This window comes from Peribacillus sp. NPDC097895 (assembly GCF_050277555.1).
Lineage (GTDB): Bacteria > Bacillota > Bacilli > Bacillales > DSM-1321 > Peribacillus.
Map to the genome: position 1 here is coordinate 218,730 of NZ_JBNNSH010000003.1, position 19,280 is coordinate 238,009.

The window sequence follows — 19,280 nt, forward strand, 5'->3', positions numbered from 1 at the left end:
AGGGCCTGCCGTACTGTCATGACTAAAGCTTAATAATAAGTTTCCTTCTTCATATAAGCGCAATGTATCTTTAACCTAGAATATCAGAAAGTGCACTTTGTACGTATGGAAATTGAAAGGAGTAATTGTGGTAAAGTGCTTTTTGAGGGAGTACCCGCTGCCCTTTTAATACCAACTGACTCATTTCACCAAGTACTACTTTTACTACAACCCCAGGAACCTGAAGCCAATATGGGCGGTGAAGGACGTCTGCAATGGACTGTCCGAATGATGACATGCGTATTGGATGAGGAGAGGTCACATTCAACGGTCCTTCTACTTCAGAATTACTTATGGCGAAGTAAACCATCTCAACCGCATCTTGAATGTGCACCCAGGAAATCCATTGCATCCCACTGCCGATTGTCCCCCCAATACCTAATTTATACGGTAGCACCATTCGCGGAAAGGCACCCTCTTGACCCAGAATGACGCCGAAACGCGCGAAGACCGTTCGAACACCTAATTCTTTCGCCATTGCTCCTTCTTTCTCCCAACGCTTTACAACACTGGCTAAAAAATCGTTTGCATCACTTTTGGAGTACTCATTAAACGTTTTGAAGTCTGACATCCCGTAGTAACTTACACCTGAAGCGTTAACAAGAACTTTTGGCTTTGGATGAAGATGTCTCAAAATTCGAATGACCTCATTTGTGGCTGTAAGACGGCTATTCAAAATAGCCTCCTTTTTACTTTGGATCCACCGTCCGCTATTAATTGATTCCCCGGCTAAATTGACCATCGCATCGACATCCTTAAGTTCGTTTTCAGGTTGATGATCTGCAGAAAGCCACTCGACATAATGAACAAATTCACTTGTTCTTTTATGATCAGGAAGACGCGTTAATATGGTTACTCGATGGCCTTTTTGAGTCAACAGGTGTGTCAAGGCTTGACCTACAAACCCGCTTCCTCCCGTTATAACAACATGCAATTTACTCACCTCCTGTAACTGCTTTCTTATAAGTTAGTGAATAAAATAACGGCCTAAAAGATTGCCAACAAGAAAAATCGGGATCATGAGCAGGCTGACGGGAAGACTTGCAAAAAGTAAATGCCCGTCTATCAGGCCGCATTCGAACAAACTGTCATAGGCAATAAGACTGTAAGGGATGAGAAGGAATAGCGCCGTTATGATGCCAGGTGTGTAGCCTTTGAAACAGATGGACTGAACAATATGCATGATCGCTTGCAGAATAAATAAATTGAGAATAGCTGTATATAAAAGAAAGCCCCCTCCGTTTAATGTGAGATGGGCAGTCACCACTGTAGTGAATGAAATAATCAACAAAATCCAAGTAGCCGAAACAGAAAGCTGGGCAGCGGTCGAACCTAGTTTTTCCCTCATATTTAATATTAGTTGGACGAAAGAAGAAGATTTTTGAAACCTATTTTTACTTGCCTTCATGGAAGATTCAATGGTTATGATCTCTTCTAAGTCATGGAAAATAAAAATGATTGGGCACAACCAAATAATTGTATGAAGATCGAAAAATTGGCGGAAAGTTTCAAGCATCTTTTGCCTCCTGCTTGTTGTAGTTTTGTTCATTGAATGGGACAAACTTTAAAAATATGCAAAAAGTCACTTGAAAGCTATTTGAATCCACAAATCCCTGTTTAGCTCCCTTCAGCTAATTTTTGATAATGGGCCAAGGCCAATAACGGAAAAACGTATTCGTAACAATGATAATTGATATAAAAGGCTCCCGCCATTCCCCTTCCTTTCGGGTAGGCCTTTGCCCAATCTTTTTCTTTTCCATCTACTAAAAAAGCTGCGCCGCGTTTAATGTCAGGTGTGACTTCAGCCGCGGCTGAGATAAGTGTATCAAGGGCCCATGCTGTATGGGTGCGGGTACTTTCGCCCAACGGCACATAACAATTTTCGATATCACTTTTACAGGATTCTCCCCACCCTCCGTCTTGATTTTGAATGGCTTTTAACCAGTTTACAGCCTTCTGAATGGCAGGATGATTCGGGGAAATTCCAACCGCAACCATTCCCGTTACAGCCGCCCATGTGCCATAAATATAGACGCCCCAGCGCCCTACCCAAGAACCATCCGACTCTTGATTCTTTAACAGCCAACGAATCCCGCGTTTCACCATAGGATGATGAAAATCCAAATGGGTATAGTTCCCGAAAAACTCTAATGTCCTTCCCGTTAAATCAACCGTCGACGGATCAATCAACAAATCTTTTCCGCCCTCGATCGGTAACAGGTTCAATATTTTCTTATTTACATTCTTTTCGAATGCCGCCCAGCCACCGTCATTGTTTTGCATGGAAATGAGCCAGTTGATTCCCCGATCCCATGCCTGTCGACAATCCACCCTTTCGATGGCTAACGCTCGAATCGCTCTTAGTGCTGCCGTTGTGTCGTCAATATCCGGATGGATTGTATTCATGTCCTCAAAGCCCCAGCCTCCCGGCAACAGGTTTGGTTCGTGAATGACCCAATCCCCGTATTTGACTTGTTGCCGGGAGAGGATATATCGGTTTGCCTTCTGAACGGTATTCGATGAATAAGGGACTCCGGATTCTTGCAGAGCATAACTGATTAACGTCGTGTTCCAGACCGTAGCCGTCGCATATTGGCAGTGGAGTTCCCCATCAATCCGGCAGGTCATCGCATTTAAGCCTTGCAAGGCACGGGTAATCACCGGATGTGTATTCGAATATCCCCTCGCCAATAAGGCAAAAATCATCATAGAAGTTGCACCGAAATAATTACATAAGGTGCCATCCGGTTCTATTCTATCCAGCATATATTGTTCGGCGCGATTTAAAGCTAACTCGCGAAGATTTCCGGGGTAGTCTTTCAGGCCTTTTATCCCTTTTTGAATCGAATCGATAACCGAGCGGAATTCCGGATCTTCTGTAAAAAAACGATTTTCTTTTTTGAGATACAAATCAGAGAGATCAGGAGACCGTAGCGTTCTCCTGCTAAAACCCAAATTGGCCAGAATCAGTAACGGGATGATGTTCGTTCTGCCAAACATGGAGAAGTCAAAAAGATTAATTGGAAAGGAGTCCGGTATAAGCAGCACTTCAATCTTAATGGGGAAAGGCGGCCACTCGCACTGTCCGGTTAAAGCCAACACGACTTTAAAAAGCATATGAACTTCTGTAGCCCCTCCGTTGGCAAGGATAAACCGCCTGGCTGCCTGGATATCCGGGTCATCCCGATCCCGGTAACCGGAGTAAAGAAGGGCATAATAAGCTTCCACAGTGGACGTAAGGTTCCCTTTTCCTTCATCATAAAACAAACCCCATGAACCATCTTTCTGCTGTTTCCCTGCAATACGTTCCACCAGTTCTTTTATGAACGCCTCATCATTTATCTCCAATGTCCGCAATAAGATAATCATGTGACAGTCTGTTCCGATGCCGGTCTCAAAAGGATATTGCCAGGACCCGTCATCTGATTGGTCCCTAATGAACTGAGCGACGATTCGGTTCATTTCCTCATTTACCCGATGTCCCATGTTACCCCCCTCTTTCGAATACTCACGTTGTATTCATATTCCTCTAGCAATATGAATATGCATTTCTTTAATGGGAGAATCGAACGCAGTTAAAATGAAATGTTGATAAGGGATGATGTATTTTTGCTTGATTCCTATTCGGATGTAAAGAAGGATTTGAAAAAAAAGTTAAAAAGTAAATCTTCCGGCCTCCTGCCCTTTTTATCCGAAAACGATAAACAACGCATTCACTATATAAGAGAACAGACAAAACAACATAATCAAAACAATGTTACACGGACTCGGGCTTATTACAATTTTTATCTTGAGCATCCAGAAATCCATTGGGCCCTCCTTGGACATATGGTATCGAGGAACGTTGGCTGGAACATGACCGATTTAAAAGGGGATTTGCTGACAAAACTTCTGCCAGACAGAGATCAGAAGGCGATTTATTCTTTTTTGGAACGCGGCAGCTGGTTGATTTTTCAGGATGTGTATCCCCAGTGTTTGATTTATGACCTAAGTGTGAGAGCCAACCAGGAAATGTTCCACCTTTTACACTTTTTTCACATTTCCACCTTTATGGAAACGATGTGGCGTTATTTTTGGAACACCGGGGATTCCTACACTCTTGCGATTGCGACTGTAATAAATGAACAAAGTTATTTGGATAAAAGAGTGATCCAAAATGATCATTTTAAAAAAAACGTAACCGGTACGGTCAGCTTCAAGTTGTATGATTTTTTGCGTTTCAATCACATTCTTTTTCCATACTGTGCAGGGGGAAATAGGCAACAAACCTTACTTGCCGGCGCTACCTCGCGCCATTTCACTTCGCTTCACGAACGAATTTTATTCGGAAAAAGATTGTATGCCCTTCTTTTTCAGCGTACAAATATTTCAGCGGGCGTTTTGAAATGGGCGAACGATCATCCCCATACGGGTTCACGAAAAGATTATTGGCCCGATTTGTTTAACGATGTAAACGAATTTTTCCCCCGTTCCCTTTATAAACCTCGGGTCAAGAATTGTAAGTTAAGAAAAGGCGCCGCCGACCGGTTGTACAGCCCACTGTTAAAATACGCCTGGCCGAATACTTCTCATGAAGATGCGGAAAGCGGCGACTGGTTTGAGGATTGGCATGTTCTGGACTATATTCATAAGGACGTCGATGTGAATGGAGATATATTCGGGAATTATTGCAAAACGCTTGAAATAATGGAGCTTGCGGTCATGGGAAAGGAAGCCATTCTGTTACGGGAAGAGGAATAACCATCAACGTGCGGTGATTTTGACAGCTGTTCTATATATTTGCATTGGTCGCTCCTTTCATTTTGACTTTTATTCCTCGAATTGTTGATTGTGTCATAACAGAGAGGGGAGAGTGTCAGGAAAGAACAATGTTAAAACATACGGTACCATTTGTCTTGAAATCGTTGAAAAAGGAGACCTATGTTTGCATTATCTCGGTTACTTCAATTTAAGTGATCGGTTCCGCTATACAGCAGTTCAAATTAAGATAAATGAAACAACATTCTTGTAGACTTCAGAGCCCCCGACAACTCCAATAGAAGTTGTCGGGGGCTCTGTGTAATATTGGACTAGATCTACATTTATTAACTTATAAACAAATTTATAAAGCATAAAGATGTTATGATGACAATTTTATGCTTCAAGTCACACAAATAAAAAACCACCAATATATGTATTGGTGGAGACGGTGGGAGTCGAACCCACGTCCAGACATAACGGCACTTAAGCTTCTACGAGTGTAGTCGATATATTCGCATTTCGCGAACTCATTAGCCTATCGACAGGCGGCAGAGCAGCTAGTCTGATTGGTCTCTTCCTTCATCCTCAGACGGTGGATTCCGGCGTATCCCACTTAGAGTGAGTCCCTTACCCTACCACGTGGGCCATGGAGGGAGGAACAGCTAACGACTGTTGTTACGCAGCGAAAGCTAGGTTGTTGTTTTGTTTGCCAGTTATAGGCGTTGACGTTTTAACGAGGCCGATCCCCTCGACTCGCAACTTAAGCTCGAACTATCCCTGTCGAATCCGTAACGTCCCCATGATTGAAATGGAGCGTACGAGAGAAGAATAGTCAGCAAGTTGGCTGATATTCAATTGTCATCGGTACAGGTTTAATTATAACAGATTGCTTCAAAAAATCAATTGTAAGGTCTTGGCAGTTCTACATCTTCTGACGATCACGGAAAGCACGTTCAATATCACGTTTTGCTTCCTTCTTCTTCAGATCATCACGCTTGTCATATTGTTTCTTCCCTTTTCCAATTCCGATTAAAACTTTGGCAAAGCCATTCTTTAAATACATTTTCAACGGGACGATGGTATAACCTGTTTCCTTTGTTGTACCAATCAATTTACTGATTTCCTTCTTATGCAAAAGAAGCTTCCTTGTCCGCAACGGGTCATGGTTAAACTGGTTTCCCTGCTCATAAGGGCTGACATGCATATTATGAAGATAGATTTCACCATTTTCTATTTTAGCAAAGGCATCCTTCAAATTCACTCGGGCCGCACGGATGGCCTTGATTTCGGTCCCTTTCAAAACGATGCCTGCTTCAAATGTTTGTTCAATGAAGAAATCATGATATGCTTTTTTATTTTGTGCTAGTTGTTTACCTGAGCCTTTTGGCATCGTACTCTCCCCTTTTTACATCCAATCGCGGTGAGAGGATGAATGGATCATCCCCTCACCTCAATCTTATCTCTTTTTAGGTTTTCTCTTGCGCTTGGCTGCCGGCGCATTTTCGAAGAATTTTTTCTTCTTTTTCGGTTTTCTATCGGAAGAAGGTGCATCTCCATTGCGGTTACCTCCGCGGCCGACGCCTTTCCCTTCGTTACGTCCACCATTGCCACCACGGCCCCGTTTACGTTCACCTGAATTGGCCTTGAATATTTTCTTCTCGCCAGATGGACGCGGACGGCTTACCTTCATGCCAATAATTTCGAAATCGATGGCGCGTTCTTCTTTATTGACGTTGGAAACACGTACGTCGATCTCATCGCCGATCCGGAACACCTTACCTGTGCGTTCCCCGATCATTGCAAGCTGACGCTCATCGAAGCGGTAATAATCATCCGTCATGAAGCTGACATGGACAAGTCCTTCAATGGTGTTTGGCAACTCGACGAACATCCCGAAATTCGTAACGGATCCAATGATCCCGGTATATTCTTCGCCGATTTTATCAAGCATATATTCCGCTTTCTTCAAATCATCGGTTTCCCGTTCGGCATCGACGGAGCGGCGTTCACGTTTCGATGTATGATCGGCAATATCAGGTAAAATGGCATTCCATTTCTCTTTCGTTGCTTCATCGAGTTTCCCTTCCACCAAATAGGTCCTGATCAACCTGTGCACGATCAAATCTGGGTAACGGCGAATCGGCGATGTGAAATGTGTGTAAAACTCGGCTGATAATCCAAAATGGCCTAAGCTCTCCGGATCATACTTCGCTTGTTGCATGGAACGAAGCATAACGGTGGATATGACCGTTTCCTCCGGTTTACCGGCTACTGCCTCGATGATTTCCTGTAGCGCCTTCGGATGAACATCATTGGCCGATCCTCGTACAATATACCCGAAGTTCGTGATGAATTCAAAGAAACGCTGCAGCTTTTCCGGTTTGGGATCTTCATGAATACGGTAAATGAACGGTACTTTAAGACGGTTGAAATGCTCTGCAACGGTTTCATTAGCCGCAAGCATGAATTCTTCAATCAGCTTTTCCGCAACCGATCTTTCCCGTAAAACAACATCAGTCGGATGTCCCTCTTCATCAACGATAACTCTCGCTTCATTGAAGTCAAAGTCGATCGCACCGCGGTTCATCCGATTTTTACGAAGAATGGCCGCTAGCTTCTCCATATCCTGGAACATCGGCACTAACGCTTCGTAACGTTCGAGCTGTTCTTCATCTTTATCCACAAGAATTTTGTTCACATTGCCATATGTCATCCGTTCCGTCGTTTTAATGACACTTTCAAAAATCTCATGGTTGACGACTTGCCCACTTGGCGTGATTTCCATCTCACAAGACAGTGTAAAGCGATCAACTTGTGGGTTCAAAGAACAAATCCCATTTGATAAACGATGCGGAATCATCGGAATGACCCTGTCCACCAAATAAACACTCGTTCCTCTTTCAAGGGCTTCCTTATCGATCGGTGAACCTTCCGTTACATAATGGCTGACATCGGCAATATGTACACCCAACTTGTAATTGCCATTTTCAAGTTTCGAAACCGTAACAGCATCATCCAAATCCTTCGCGTCCGCTCCATCAATCGTGACCAAAACATCATTCCGCAAATCCCTGCGGTTGCCAATTTCACTTTCTTCAATGGTATCCGAAACTGCATTGGCTTGATCCATGACGTCTTCCGGGAACTCCATCGGCAAGCCATATTTATGGATCACGGAAAGAATATCAACACCAGGGTCATTCTTATGTCCAAGAATTTCAATGACTTCACCTTCTGCACTTACGCGACCTTCAGGATAGGAAGTAAGCTTGACGACAACCTTATGGCCCTCTACCGCTCCATGTGATGCATGCTGCGGAATGAAGATATCGCTTGCGATCTTTTTGTCATCAGGGATGACAAAACCAAAGCTTTTACTTTCAGAGTATGTACCTACCACTTGTGTAATTCCACGTTCAAGGATTCTGATGACAGTACCTTCTTGTCTCGAACCTGATGTCTCTGAAGATACACGGACCATGACGATATCTCCATGCATCGCTGTACCCGTTTCATTTGGCGGGATGAATATATCATCCATTCCTGGATTATCTTCTGGTGTCACAAAAGCAAATCCTTTTGCATGACCCGTTAATTTACCGCGAAATAAATTCATTTTTTGCGGCAGGCCATAACGATTGCTTCTCGTTCTGACGACCAATCCCTTTTCCTCCATCTTAACTAACGCCTTAACGAAATTCTTGAAGTCTGCCGAGTCTTCAATTTTCAAAGCCTCTTCAAGCTCTTGTACGGTTAATGGCTTATATGCTTCGTCGGTCATATACGTCAGAAGCTTATTAATGTGTTCTTGAATGTTATCTTCCATAAAAACCCTCCTATTCAGGGTATGATAATTTTGTTATTCGGACCAATCCAGACTTTCTAAAAATTCTAATACATCTTCATGCAATTGGTTACGTTCTTTATCAAGAGTTATGACATGACCGGATTCTTCATACCACTTGAGCTTTTTGACAGGTGACTCAATGGCATCGATAATAATATCGGCACTTTTCGGATTGATGACATCATCATGCCGCCCTTGAACGACAAATGTCGGTGCATAGATTAGATCGACATGCTCCCTTACATCCGTTATCAATTCCTGAAGAGCTTTCAATGTATTCATAGGTTTATTAGCGAAACGGTCCATTTCAAGCTCTATTTGCTCTGGTGTTTTTCCTTCATACTTCTTAAATTCTCTAGCGTACTCCAAAACTCCTTTATACATCATTTCTTCACTTTTAATATACATAGGCGCACACATTGATACGATACCCTTTATAGGTACAGTGTAACCTAATTTAAGAGAAAATACGCCTCCTAATGAGAGTCCTGCAACAGCAATTTCTTCATGGCCTTTGCTCTTTAAAAAATCATAGGCCATCATGACATCTTTCCACCAATCAGTTGGACCCGTTTCCACTAACTCCTCTGGCGGCACACCATGTCCTTTATAGTGCGGGGCATGGCAGGTATATCCATGCTTCTCCAGGTGGCGTCCAAGCATCCGCACATCAGCGGAATTCCCCGTAAATCCATGTAAAAGTAAGACAGCTCTTTTTCCGCCTTCAAATGTAAAGGGCTGCTGCAGCTTGATTTTCATGATTATAAGCTCCTTTATCAGTAAATAGCATCAAAAAATTTTTTTCCCTATCCTATCATTAAGTACTAAAATCACTATATCTATTCATACAACTATTGTGCAAAGAAAAGAGCCTAGCTATTTAGCTAGACTCATTTTTGATCCATTACACATCAAAGAATGCAACAAGTAAAGTTAAAGCAAAGAATAAAATGGCTAATACTATCGTTGCCCGGTGTAAAACAAGATCTAAACCGCGTGCTTTTTGCTTTCCGAATAGCTGCTCAGCACCGCCGGCTATCGCACCTGATAAACCTGCACTTTTACCTGATTGAAGCAATACCGTCACAATAAGGGCGATACTGACAATCACTAAAAGCGTTATGAGAAATGCATGCATGCAATTACACCTCCTGAAGAACCATAAACATTTACTTTAACTTTACCACACCCAATAAATATCCACAATCTTTGTTATACTATAATGGTAAGAATTCCTAAACATCCATAGTCATTGATTTCTTTTTGAATAAAAATTTGAGATACTTTACATAAAGAGAAGAAAGAGGTGTCACCATGTTTAAGTCCATTCTTCGGATTCTTGATCTCCTGACCATCCTATTCTCGGCGGTTGCCGGTTATTCTTTATGGACAGGCGGAAGCAATCTTATAAGTGTCTTACTAATCATCCTATCACCGCTTTTATTGCTGCTTGCAAAGTATCACGGAAATCGATACTTATTATTTGCTGCATATAGCACGACAACCGTTTATTTTACTGCTATTATTTATAATGGACTTTCCAATAGCGGTATCGATTTTTTCCAATCCAGCTTCAATGTCCTCCTAATCGGGGCAGCAGCCGTCTTGCTGAGCATCATAGCAGCGGTCATTGGGTTTGGGACCAATACCCTTACGATTCTCTGGTTATCGCTTCATGCCCTGGTCACATTCGAGACAATCAGAATGTCATCTGGTTTCCTTTCACATTTTTGGTCAGATCCCGTCGTGGAAACCGCAATCCGAAATGATTATCCTTTTTTGTTGATGGTCATCTGGATTGGCTTATTTCTGGATAAATATCAAAGTGAATTAACAAGGGATTACTTATCACGATAATCTTTCAAAACTACCTTTATTGGAAATCTTATATTAAAAGCAAGGGGCCTTCCATATGTTAAAATCTGTATTTACAGCAACTGCTCTATCATCTTTCATTCTATTGTCCGGATGCTCATTCGACCAATCAAACGAGGATAAAAAAGAGCCAAAAGAAGAACAGCCGAGCTCCCAGAATACGGAGACAGAAACTGATAAGAATAATGACTCAAAAGAAACGGCCCAACGCCAGGTAGAAGTTGATGAAACGGTTAAACCCGCACAGGCTGGACTTCAGACATTAGCCAACCCGGAAAGCATACCTGTACTTGTCAATAAGCAATACAGCCTGCCGGAAGATTACAAACCTGATGACCTTATCTATCCAAAAGTGGATTTCATCTTTCAAGATAAAATTGAAAAAAGAATGATGCGAAAAGAAGCGGGAGAAGCGCTTGAGGAGTTGTTCCAAGCTGCCGAAAACGAAAACATGCACTTTGCCGGTGTTTCCGCTTACCGTTCACATCAAACGCAAATCGCTGTCTTTAACAACTATGTGGCTAAAGACGGGGAAGAAAAAGCGAGAACCTACAGTGCATTGCCTGGGACAAGCGAGCATGAAACAGGTCTAGCGATCGACGTCACGACCCATGACGGAGCATGTGCCGCCCAGGACTGCTTCGGTGACACGAATGAAGCCGTCTGGCTTGCTGACCACGCCCATGAATACGGATTTATCATCCGCTATCCGGAAGGCAAGGAAAACATCACAGGCTATAAATACGAACCATGGCACATCCGCTATGTCGGTGTTGATGCTGCAACTGAAATTTTTGAAACGAAGAGTACATTAGAAGAATACTATAATGCCGTTCCAGTAGAAGCTGTGTCGGATAATTAAAAAAAGGTGCCCAGATGTGGCACCTTTTTTATCTGAAATGGTATTAATCAATCGTTTGATTAAATGGCTTGAACCAAGCTACTTTAGCAGCGTTACCGCTGCTAAAAGCTAATAAAAGTTATAATTATTATGTTAATGATAGTTAGATATGTTCCATTTTCTCCACAACACATTATAATTCCTGATGTACTCACTTAAAAATAAGGACTGACCAATATTAAATGCAGGCCTCAACCGTCCTTACTTTCCAACCCTCAGTATACATAAAAAACCTCCCATTCAAAATGTGGATTGCCACATTGAATGGGAGGTGCTCACTCAATCCGCTTCTCGTCAGAAGCAGACTTCGCAGTGATTACTTCTTCAAGTTATAGAAAGATTTCAAGCCTGCATAAACAGCCAAGTCACCAAGCTGGTCTTCGATGCGAAGAAGTTGGTTGTATTTAGCGATACGGTCTGTACGGGACATGGAACCTGTTTTGATTTGTCCTGCGTTTGTTGCAACGGCGATGTCAGCGATAGTTGCATCTTCCGTTTCACCTGAACGGTGGGAAACGACTGCAGTGTAGCCTGCGCGCTTAGCCATTTCGATTGCTTCAAACGTTTCAGTCAGTGTACCAATTTGGTTCACTTTAATCAGGATGGAATTACCGATGCCTTTTTCGATGCCTTCAGCCAATTTTTTTGTGTTCGTTACGAATAAATCGTCACCAACTAATTGAACTTTAGAACCAATGCGTTCAGTTAAAAGTTTGTGGCCTTCCCAGTCATTTTCATCCAAGCCATCTTCAATTGAAAGAATTGGGAATTCATTCACTAGCTCTTCATAGAACGCAACCATTTCTTCGGATGTAACGCCATTGCGGCCTTCTCCTGCAAGATCGTATTTGCCTGTTTCTTTGTTATAGAATTCAGATGAAGCTACGTCCATACCAAGGTAGATATCTTCGCCTGCTTTATAGCCTGCTTTTTCAATTGCCTCGATGATGACTTGCAGCGCTTCACGGTTTGAACCAAGGTTAGGCGCAAAGCCACCTTCATCACCAACAGCCGTGTTCAAGCCTTTAGCAGAAAGAACGGATTTCAATGCATGGAATACTTCAGCACCCATACGAACTGCTTCTTTGAAGCTAGGAGCACCGACAGGAAGGATCATGAATTCCTGGAAGTCTACATTGTTATCGGCATGTGATCCACCGTTAATGATGTTCATCATTGGAGTTGGAAGTTGTTTCGCGTTGAACCCTCCAAGGTAACGATACAATGGTAAACCGGAAAATTCCGCAGCGGCGTGGGCAGCAGCCATTGATACACCAAGGATTGCGTTCGCTCCCAAGTTCCCTTTGTTTTCAGTACCATCCAGTTCGATCATCGTAAGGTCAAGGCCTGCTTGGTTCGTTACATCCAAACCAATGACAGCTTCAGCAATGACATCATTTACATTATCAACTGCTTTTTGTACCCCTTTACCTAGGTAACGAGATTTATCTCCGTCACGAAGCTCAACTGCTTCGTGTTCTCCTGTGGAAGCTCCCGATGGTACGATTGCACGTCCGAAGTATCCGGACTCTGTTTGGATTTCTACTTCTACTGTTGGATTACCACGAGAATCTAACACTTCGCGTGCATATACATGTTCGATGTACGGCATTATAAATCTCTCCTTTTCCAATTCACAATTTTATTTAGATAATAGGGATTTCCCTGTCATTTCAACAGGTTTTTCGACTCCAAGCAAATCAAGCATTGTTGGAGCTAAATCGCCTAATATACCATCTGTTCTTAATGTTACCTGATTTTTAGTAATAATGACAGGCACAGGATTCGTTGTATGGGCAGTCATCGGGTTGCCTTCAAGCGTTACGACTTCATCAGCGTTCCCATGGTCAGCGGTAATGATTGCTGTACCGCCTTTTGAGACGATTAAATCGACAATCCTGCCCAAGCATTCATCCACGGTTTCAATCGCTTTGACGGTCGGTTCTAGCATCCCTGAGTGACCAACCATATCCGGGTTGGCGAAATTCAAGAGGATCGCATCGAAGCGGTCAGCCTCTATTTGTTCCATCAACGCATCCGTCACTTCATAAGCACTCATTTCCGGCTTTAAATCATATGTAGCGACTTTCGGAGAATTAATTAAAATTCTCTCTTCACCAGGAAACTTCTCTTCACGTCCGCCGCTCATGAAAAACGTCACATGCGGATATTTTTCAGTTTCAGCAATACGAAGCTGGGTAAGCTGGTTTTGGGAAAGTACTTCCCCTAATGTATTATCAAGATTTGTCGGCTTAAAAGCAACATATCCGTCAACTGTTTCTGAAAAATGTGTCAAGCAGACAAAATGGAGATGCTTCGGATGTCCAGGACCGCGGTCAAATGAGCGAAAGTCCTCATTCGTGAACGTATTGGAAATCTGGATCGCCCGGTCAGGACGGAAATTATAAAAGATAACCGCATCATCATCTTTAATCGTTGCCACCGGTTTTCCGTCTTCCGCCGTTATCACAGAAGGTATCACGAACTCGTCAAAAATACCATGCTCGTAGGAATCCTCGACACACTCCATCGCAGAAGAATAAGCAGGGCCATCACCATACACCATTGAACGATAGGATTTCTCCACACGCTCCCAGCGTTTATCACGGTCCATCGAATAATATCTTCCGGATATGGTCGCAAACTGACCAACACCGAATTCCTTCATTTTTGCTTCTGCATCCTTAATATAACCCTGTGCCGTTTTCGGGCCGACATCACGTCCATCTAAAAATGCATGTACATATACATTTTTAACTCCTTCTTTAGCCGCCAATTTCAGCAAGGCATACATATGTTCAATATGACTGTGCACGCCACCATCTGAGAGAAGTCCGAAAAGATGAAGATCCGTTCCTTTTTTCTTCGTATGGCTCATGGCCTCGACCAAAGTTGGATTTTCTGCAAACTCACCTTCACGAATAGCCAGGTTCACACGGGTCAGACTTTGATAAACGATCCGTCCGGCCCCTATATTCAAATGACCCACTTCAGAGTTCCCCATTTGACCAGCAGGCAAGCCAACAGCTTCCCCGCTTGCAATTAAATGGGAATGCGGATACTGTTCCCAATACCGATCAAAGTTCGGTTTTTTCGCATGAAAAACAGCATTTCCTTTCTCTTCGCTACGGCAGCCAAAACCGTCTAAGATGATAAGTGCCACAGGCGACTTACTCATTATGACCAGCCTCCAGCAATTGTAAAAAGGAATCAGTTTTTAAGCTCGCCCCGCCTACCAACGCACCGTCAATATCAGGCTGTGACATATACTCTTTAATATTCTCAGGTTTAACACTGCCGCCGTACTGAATGCGGATGGCTGCAGCTGCTTCGTTTGAAAACTTGTCAGCAACAACTGAGCGGATATGTGCACAAACTTCATTTGCATCTTGAGCAGATGAAGATTTTCCTGTTCCAATCGCCCAGATCGGCTCATAAGCGATAACGGCTTGTTTCAATTGTTCATCAGTTAATCCAGCTAGGCCTTTTTCTATCTGGCTGCCAACGAATTCATTCGTTTCGCCAGCTTCCCTTTGTTCAAGTGTTTCACCGCAACAAACGATAGGAGTTAACCCGTGAGCAAAAGCGGCATGAGCTTTTTTATTGACTGCTTCATCTGTTTCGTTGAACATTTCCCGGCGTTCAGAATGACCAAGAATGACATAAGATACACCGAGATCCGTTAATGCAATCGGGCTGATTTCTCCTGTGAAGGCACCACTTTCTTCGAAGTGCATGTTTTGCGCACCGATTTTCACATCGGTTCCTTTTGCTGCTTGAACAAGTTGATCCAAAAACAAAGCTGGAGCACATACCACCGTATCGATTAAATCTTGCTTCGGAATCAGATTGCTCACTTCTTCTATAAAGGCAGTCGATTCAGATAGTGTTTTATTCATTTTCCAGTTTCCTGCAATAATCGGTTTACGCATTTGGTTTCTCATCCCTTCTAAAGTTGAAATTTTTAACGGTTCACGCTTATTTATCGTTCAATGCTACAACGCCAGGCAATTCTTTGCCTTCCATGAACTCAAGAGATGCACCGCCACCAGTTGAAATATGGGACATTTTTTCTGCTAAGCCAAACTTTTCAGCAGCTGCGGCAGAATCCCCTCCGCCTACAATGCTGTACGTATCTTTTGCTTCCGCCAATGCTTCAGCAACGGTTCTCGTTCCATTTGCAAATTTATCGAACTCGAATACACCCATTGGTCCATTCCAAATGACAAGCTTGGAACCTTTGATTACATCCGCAAATAATTCACTTGTTTTTGGACCTATATCAAGAGCCATTTTATCAGTTGGAATAGCATCTATATCGACATTCTTGGCTTCTGCATCTGGAGAGAATTCAGCCGTTACAACTGCATCGATTGGCAAATGTAATTTTACGCCTTTTTCTTTAGCGCTTTCGATGAAAGATTTGGCCAATTCAATTTTGTCTTCTTCCAATAAAGAATTTCCGATTTCATGACCTTGCGCTTTAATAAATGTATAACCTAGTCCGCCACCAATAATCAAGTGATCGACGTTTTCCAAAAGGTTTTCGATAACGCCTATTTTATCCTTTACTTTTGCGCCGCCAATTATAGCTGTAAAAGGACGTTCTGGGTTGGATAAAGCTTTTCCAAGCACCGAAAGTTCTTTTTCCATAAGCAATCCTGCAACAGCTGGAAGATGGTGTGCGATTCCTTCCGTTGAAGCATGTGCACGATGAGCAGCTCCGAATGCATCATTAACATAAACATCCGCAAGTGCAGCAAATGACTTCGCCAATTCTGGATCGTTCTTCTCTTCTCCTGGATAGAAACGAACATTTTCCAATAACAGAATCTCACCATTTTCCATGTTATCAATGATGGACTTAACTGAATCCCCGTAAGCTTCTTCAGCTTTTTGTACATCTTTGCCACTAAGCTCACTCAGTCTTTTTGCAACAGGAGCTAATCGCAATTCTTCAACGACTTGTCCCTTAGGACGGCCAAGATGGCTGGCTAAAATGACTTTAGCACCTTGTTCCGTCAGATAGGAAATCGTCGGCAGTGCCGCTCTGATTCTCGTATCATCCGAAATCTTTCCGTCCTGCATCGGAACGTTAAAATCAACACGGCAAAAAACGCGTTTCCCTTTTAATTCAATATCTCTAATCGACTTTTTATTCATAATCCAAGAACCTCCTTAGATATTGTTATCATATTTTTGATTCTCTTAGCCAAAAAGGGAGAGGGTAAATATCCCAACTCCCCTTTTCTCTTTTTCATTATAGTCGGTTTCCATGAAATTATCCAAAAACAAGAAATGTAAACGCTTGACTGTTTAATGACTTACTAATAATATCATCTTCTGCCAAGTTTTTTTAGAGGTGTTATAAAAAAAACCTCACCTTGGTGAGGTTTTTTATTATTCTAATTACAATCCTTTTTTAGCCAAATAGTCGATTAAATCCACAACACGGCTAGAATATCCAGTTTCATTATCATACCAAGATAATACTTTAACCATGTTTCCTTCCATTACCATTGTGGAAAGGGCATCAATGGTAGATGATGATGGGTTACCGTTATAGTCAGTTGATACTAGCGGAAGTTCGCTGTACTCAAGAATCCCTTTTAATTCGCCTTCAGAAGCCTTTTTGAATGCTGCATTAACTTCTTCAACTGTTGTGTCTTTTTCAAGCTCTGCAACAAGGTCGACTACAGACACGTTTGGAGTCGGTACGCGCATTGCCATACCATTTAATTTCCCTTTAAGTTCAGGAAGAACAAGTGCAACAGCTTTTGCTGCCCCAGTTGTTGTAGGAATGATATTCTCGGCAGCTGCACGTGCACGGCGGTAATCTTTATGAGGCAAATCAAGGATTTGCTGATCATTTGTATATGAGTGAACAGTAGTCATCATACCGCGTTTGATTCCGAATTGTTCATGAAGCACTTTAGCAAATGGCGCTAAGCAGTTTGTTGTACAAGAAGCATTAGAGATTACATGGTGGTTTGCTGCATCATATTTGTCTTCGTTTACACCCATGACAATTGTGATATCTTCATCAGATGCAGGAGCAGAGATGATAACTTTTTTCGCGCCTGCTTCTAAATGTTTAGCTGCATCTGCACGTTTTGTGAAACGACCTGTAGATTCTACAACTACTTCTACTCCTAGCTCACCCCATGCTAATTGTGCAGGATCACGTTCAGCCAATACTTTGACTTTATGGCCATCAACAACCAAGTAATCCCCATCAACTGCCACTTTTTCATTAAGAGATCCATGAATTGTATCGTATTGAAGAAGGTGCGCTAACATATTAGCATCCGTTAAGTCGTTAATAGCTACAATTTCTACCTCAGAATTACTCAATGCTGCACGAAATACATTACGTCCAATACGTCCAAAACCATTAATACCAACTTTTACTGCCATGAAAAATTCCTCCTTTTAAGTTCGCAAATATATTAAGGGGTGTAATTCCCCTGAATTAACTCTTGTGCTGCCGCTTCATCCGTGATTAAAACCGTTGATGAAGGCGCTCCTTTCATGTAAGAACGGATAGCCTTAGCTTTAGTTTTCCCACCTGCCACAGTTATCACTCGCTTTTCAGGGCTGAGATCATCTAACTGGATACCGACTGTCAAAACTTTATGAACAACTTTGCCATTTTCATCGTAGTAATAACCGAATGCTTCTCCTACAGCATTTCCATCTAACAGCTTCTTTAACGATTCTGGCGAAGAATTTCTTCTCTCTGCCATCGCAATGGCATCACCAATTCCATGAATGATCATATCAGCAGATTTAATTTTGGAAATGACTTCTTTAATAGCAGGTTCCTTCATGAAGGAAGCATAGACCTCACCGCTTAATTGATCGGGTACATATAACACTCTGTATGAGGCATGCGCCTTCTGTGCCATTCTTTCGACAATCGTATTAGCCTGATTCTGCACTGCCTCACCAATTCCCCCGCGGGCTGGGACAAATGTCAATTTCTTCGACGCTTCATCAGGTGACAACGAATTGGCCACTTCGGCCATTGTCGATCCACCCGTAACTGCAATGATATTCTTTGAGTTCCATTCTTGTTTCATACGGTTTGCGCAGGCTTTACCCAATTCTTTTTTTACCCATGGGGTTTCGTCACAATTTCCTGAGACAATGATGACCTCATCCACTTGTAACAATTCCTGCAACTGCCGTTCCATTATGTCTATACCCATTACTTCACGCATTATTCCTTCTAACTTATCCAGGATTTCCATCCCTTCATCTGTCAGGGTCATACCAGAACTGAATATATTAACCAGACTCTGACTTTTCAGAAAATCAACCTCGCTTCTAAGCGTCCGCTCAGTCAAGTTAAGGCTTACAGCCAGACTTCGCCTTCCCACTGGCTGCATCATTTTGATATAACGCAGGATATCATATCTTTTTTGCATAACCATAAGGAAATCAGGTAATAATTTTCTTTGTACCTCGAGTAATGTACGCATATTATAAAACTCCTAAAAAGTTAAGTTGGACGTATAATGTCCCGCGTAGTCATTTTCTGTCCCACTTAAAACAAAAAAATATTCCTGCTACATATTTTATTCTAGCAGGAACGGAATGTTTCTTCAAATGATTTGAAAAATTATTTTTCCAAAAGCCTATTTAGAGCTGATTTATCAACCTTTCCGAATTGAACGATATCATCTTTCCATTCTATGACAGGGATCATCAGTCCGAATTTCTCAAGCAAATCGTCATCGGAATGTATATCGATTTCCTTATACCCTATTCCCGATTCCAATTTCATTTCTTCAAGTATTAGCTTGGCTTTATCACATAAGGGACATTTATCCCTACTATATAAAACAAACGCACTTGATTCCAAAATCACTCATC

17 protein-coding genes and 1 other RNA gene are annotated in these 19,280 nt (G+C 42.3%); 3 read left to right on the forward strand and 15 right to left on the reverse strand.

The genetic code is table 11. The features are described from left to right. Positions 1-70: 70 nt before the first annotated feature. The 3 genes from ACQKMH_RS17365 to shc all read right to left on the reverse strand — a co-directional run bounded on the left by ACQKMH_RS17365 (position 71) and on the right by shc (position 3,525). On the reverse strand, positions 71-973 hold the full coding sequence (locus ACQKMH_RS17365) for a TIGR01777 family oxidoreductase (RefSeq protein ID WP_427588725.1): 903 nt from the start codon (positions 971-973) through the stop codon (positions 71-73). Between the two features lie 33 nt (positions 974-1,006). Beyond that, a complete protein-coding gene (locus ACQKMH_RS17370) occupies positions 1,007-1,555 on the reverse strand; it encodes an HXXEE domain-containing protein (protein ID WP_427588726.1) in 549 nt (182 codons plus the stop codon). A 101-nt stretch (positions 1,556-1,656) separates the two neighbouring features. Further along, positions 1,657-3,525 (reverse strand): squalene--hopene cyclase, encoded by a 1,869-nt coding sequence (gene shc, locus ACQKMH_RS17375; protein WP_427588727.1) that lies wholly within the window; start codon positions 3,523-3,525, stop codon positions 1,657-1,659. Between the two features lie 99 nt (positions 3,526-3,624). Between shc and ACQKMH_RS17380 the strand changes: the two genes are divergently transcribed. Beyond that, the gene (locus ACQKMH_RS17380) at positions 3,625-4,779 is read left to right on the forward strand and encodes a DUF2515 family protein (RefSeq protein WP_427588728.1); all 1,155 of its coding nucleotides are present in this window, start codon (positions 3,625-3,627) and stop codon (positions 4,777-4,779) included. Between the two features lie 437 nt (positions 4,780-5,216). On the opposite strand, the gene ssrA is transcribed toward ACQKMH_RS17380, so the two are convergent. The 5 genes from ssrA to secG form a co-directional block, all read right to left on the reverse strand. Next, positions 5,217-5,578: a transfer-messenger RNA gene (gene ssrA, locus ACQKMH_RS17385) on the reverse strand. 123 nt (positions 5,579-5,701) lie between these two features. Continuing rightward, the gene (gene smpB / locus ACQKMH_RS17390; protein WP_230158983.1) at positions 5,702-6,169 is read right to left on the reverse strand and encodes an SsrA-binding protein SmpB; all 468 of its coding nucleotides are present in this window, start codon (positions 6,167-6,169) and stop codon (positions 5,702-5,704) included. 66 nt (positions 6,170-6,235) lie between these two features. After that, positions 6,236-8,605, reverse strand: coding sequence for a ribonuclease R (rnr, locus tag ACQKMH_RS17395; RefSeq protein ID WP_427588729.1), 2,370 nt, complete (start codon positions 8,603-8,605; stop codon positions 6,236-6,238). Between the two features lie 33 nt (positions 8,606-8,638). After that, positions 8,639-9,385 carry an alpha/beta hydrolase gene (locus ACQKMH_RS17400; RefSeq protein ID WP_427588730.1) on the reverse strand — a complete coding sequence of 249 codons (747 nt, stop codon included), beginning with the start codon at positions 9,383-9,385 and terminating at the stop codon, positions 8,639-8,641. A gap of 145 nt (positions 9,386-9,530) precedes the next feature. Continuing rightward, on the reverse strand, positions 9,531-9,764 hold the full coding sequence (gene secG / locus ACQKMH_RS17405) for a preprotein translocase subunit SecG (protein ID WP_063233970.1): 234 nt from the start codon (positions 9,762-9,764) through the stop codon (positions 9,531-9,533). 176 nt (positions 9,765-9,940) lie between these two features. Here secG and ACQKMH_RS17410 point away from each other — a divergent pair, with 176 nt between their 5' ends. Both ACQKMH_RS17410 and ACQKMH_RS17415 read left to right on the forward strand, forming a co-directional pair. Next, positions 9,941-10,483 carry a hypothetical protein gene (locus ACQKMH_RS17410; protein WP_427588731.1) on the forward strand — a complete coding sequence of 181 codons (543 nt, stop codon included), beginning with the start codon at positions 9,941-9,943 and terminating at the stop codon, positions 10,481-10,483. 55 nt (positions 10,484-10,538) lie between these two features. Continuing rightward, on the forward strand, positions 10,539-11,363 hold the full coding sequence (locus ACQKMH_RS17415; protein ID WP_427588732.1) for a M15 family metallopeptidase: 825 nt from the start codon (positions 10,539-10,541) through the stop codon (positions 11,361-11,363). Between the two features lie 355 nt (positions 11,364-11,718). On the opposite strand, the gene eno is transcribed toward ACQKMH_RS17415, so the two are convergent. The 7 genes from eno to ACQKMH_RS17450 form a co-directional block, all read right to left on the reverse strand. Beyond that, positions 11,719-13,014: a phosphopyruvate hydratase gene (gene eno, locus ACQKMH_RS17420; RefSeq protein WP_230158988.1), complete on the reverse strand. Its 1,296-nt coding sequence runs from the start codon at positions 13,012-13,014 to the stop codon at positions 11,719-11,721. 30 nt (positions 13,015-13,044) lie between these two features. Beyond that, positions 13,045-14,580 carry a 2,3-bisphosphoglycerate-independent phosphoglycerate mutase gene (gene gpmI, locus ACQKMH_RS17425; RefSeq protein WP_427588733.1) on the reverse strand — a complete coding sequence of 512 codons (1,536 nt, stop codon included), beginning with the start codon at positions 14,578-14,580 and terminating at the stop codon, positions 13,045-13,047. Further along, entirely contained in the window at positions 14,573-15,334 is a 762-nt protein-coding gene (gene tpiA / locus ACQKMH_RS17430; RefSeq protein WP_427588734.1) for a triose-phosphate isomerase, read from the reverse strand. Before tpiA ends, gpmI begins: the two co-directional genes overlap by 8 nt. A gap of 46 nt (positions 15,335-15,380) precedes the next feature. Beyond that, positions 15,381-16,565, reverse strand: a complete 1,185-nt coding sequence (locus ACQKMH_RS17435) for a phosphoglycerate kinase (RefSeq protein WP_427588735.1) — start codon at positions 16,563-16,565, stop codon at positions 15,381-15,383. A gap of 246 nt (positions 16,566-16,811) precedes the next feature. After that, entirely contained in the window at positions 16,812-17,819 is a 1,008-nt protein-coding gene (gap, locus tag ACQKMH_RS17440; RefSeq protein ID WP_427588736.1) for a type I glyceraldehyde-3-phosphate dehydrogenase, read from the reverse strand. Between the two features lie 32 nt (positions 17,820-17,851). Then, positions 17,852-18,886 carry a sugar-binding transcriptional regulator gene (locus ACQKMH_RS17445; RefSeq protein ID WP_427588737.1) on the reverse strand — a complete coding sequence of 345 codons (1,035 nt, stop codon included), beginning with the start codon at positions 18,884-18,886 and terminating at the stop codon, positions 17,852-17,854. 140 nt (positions 18,887-19,026) lie between these two features. Further along, positions 19,027-19,269 carry a glutaredoxin family protein gene (locus ACQKMH_RS17450; protein WP_427588738.1) on the reverse strand — a complete coding sequence of 81 codons (243 nt, stop codon included), beginning with the start codon at positions 19,267-19,269 and terminating at the stop codon, positions 19,027-19,029. Between the last annotated feature and the right edge of the window lie 11 nt (positions 19,270-19,280).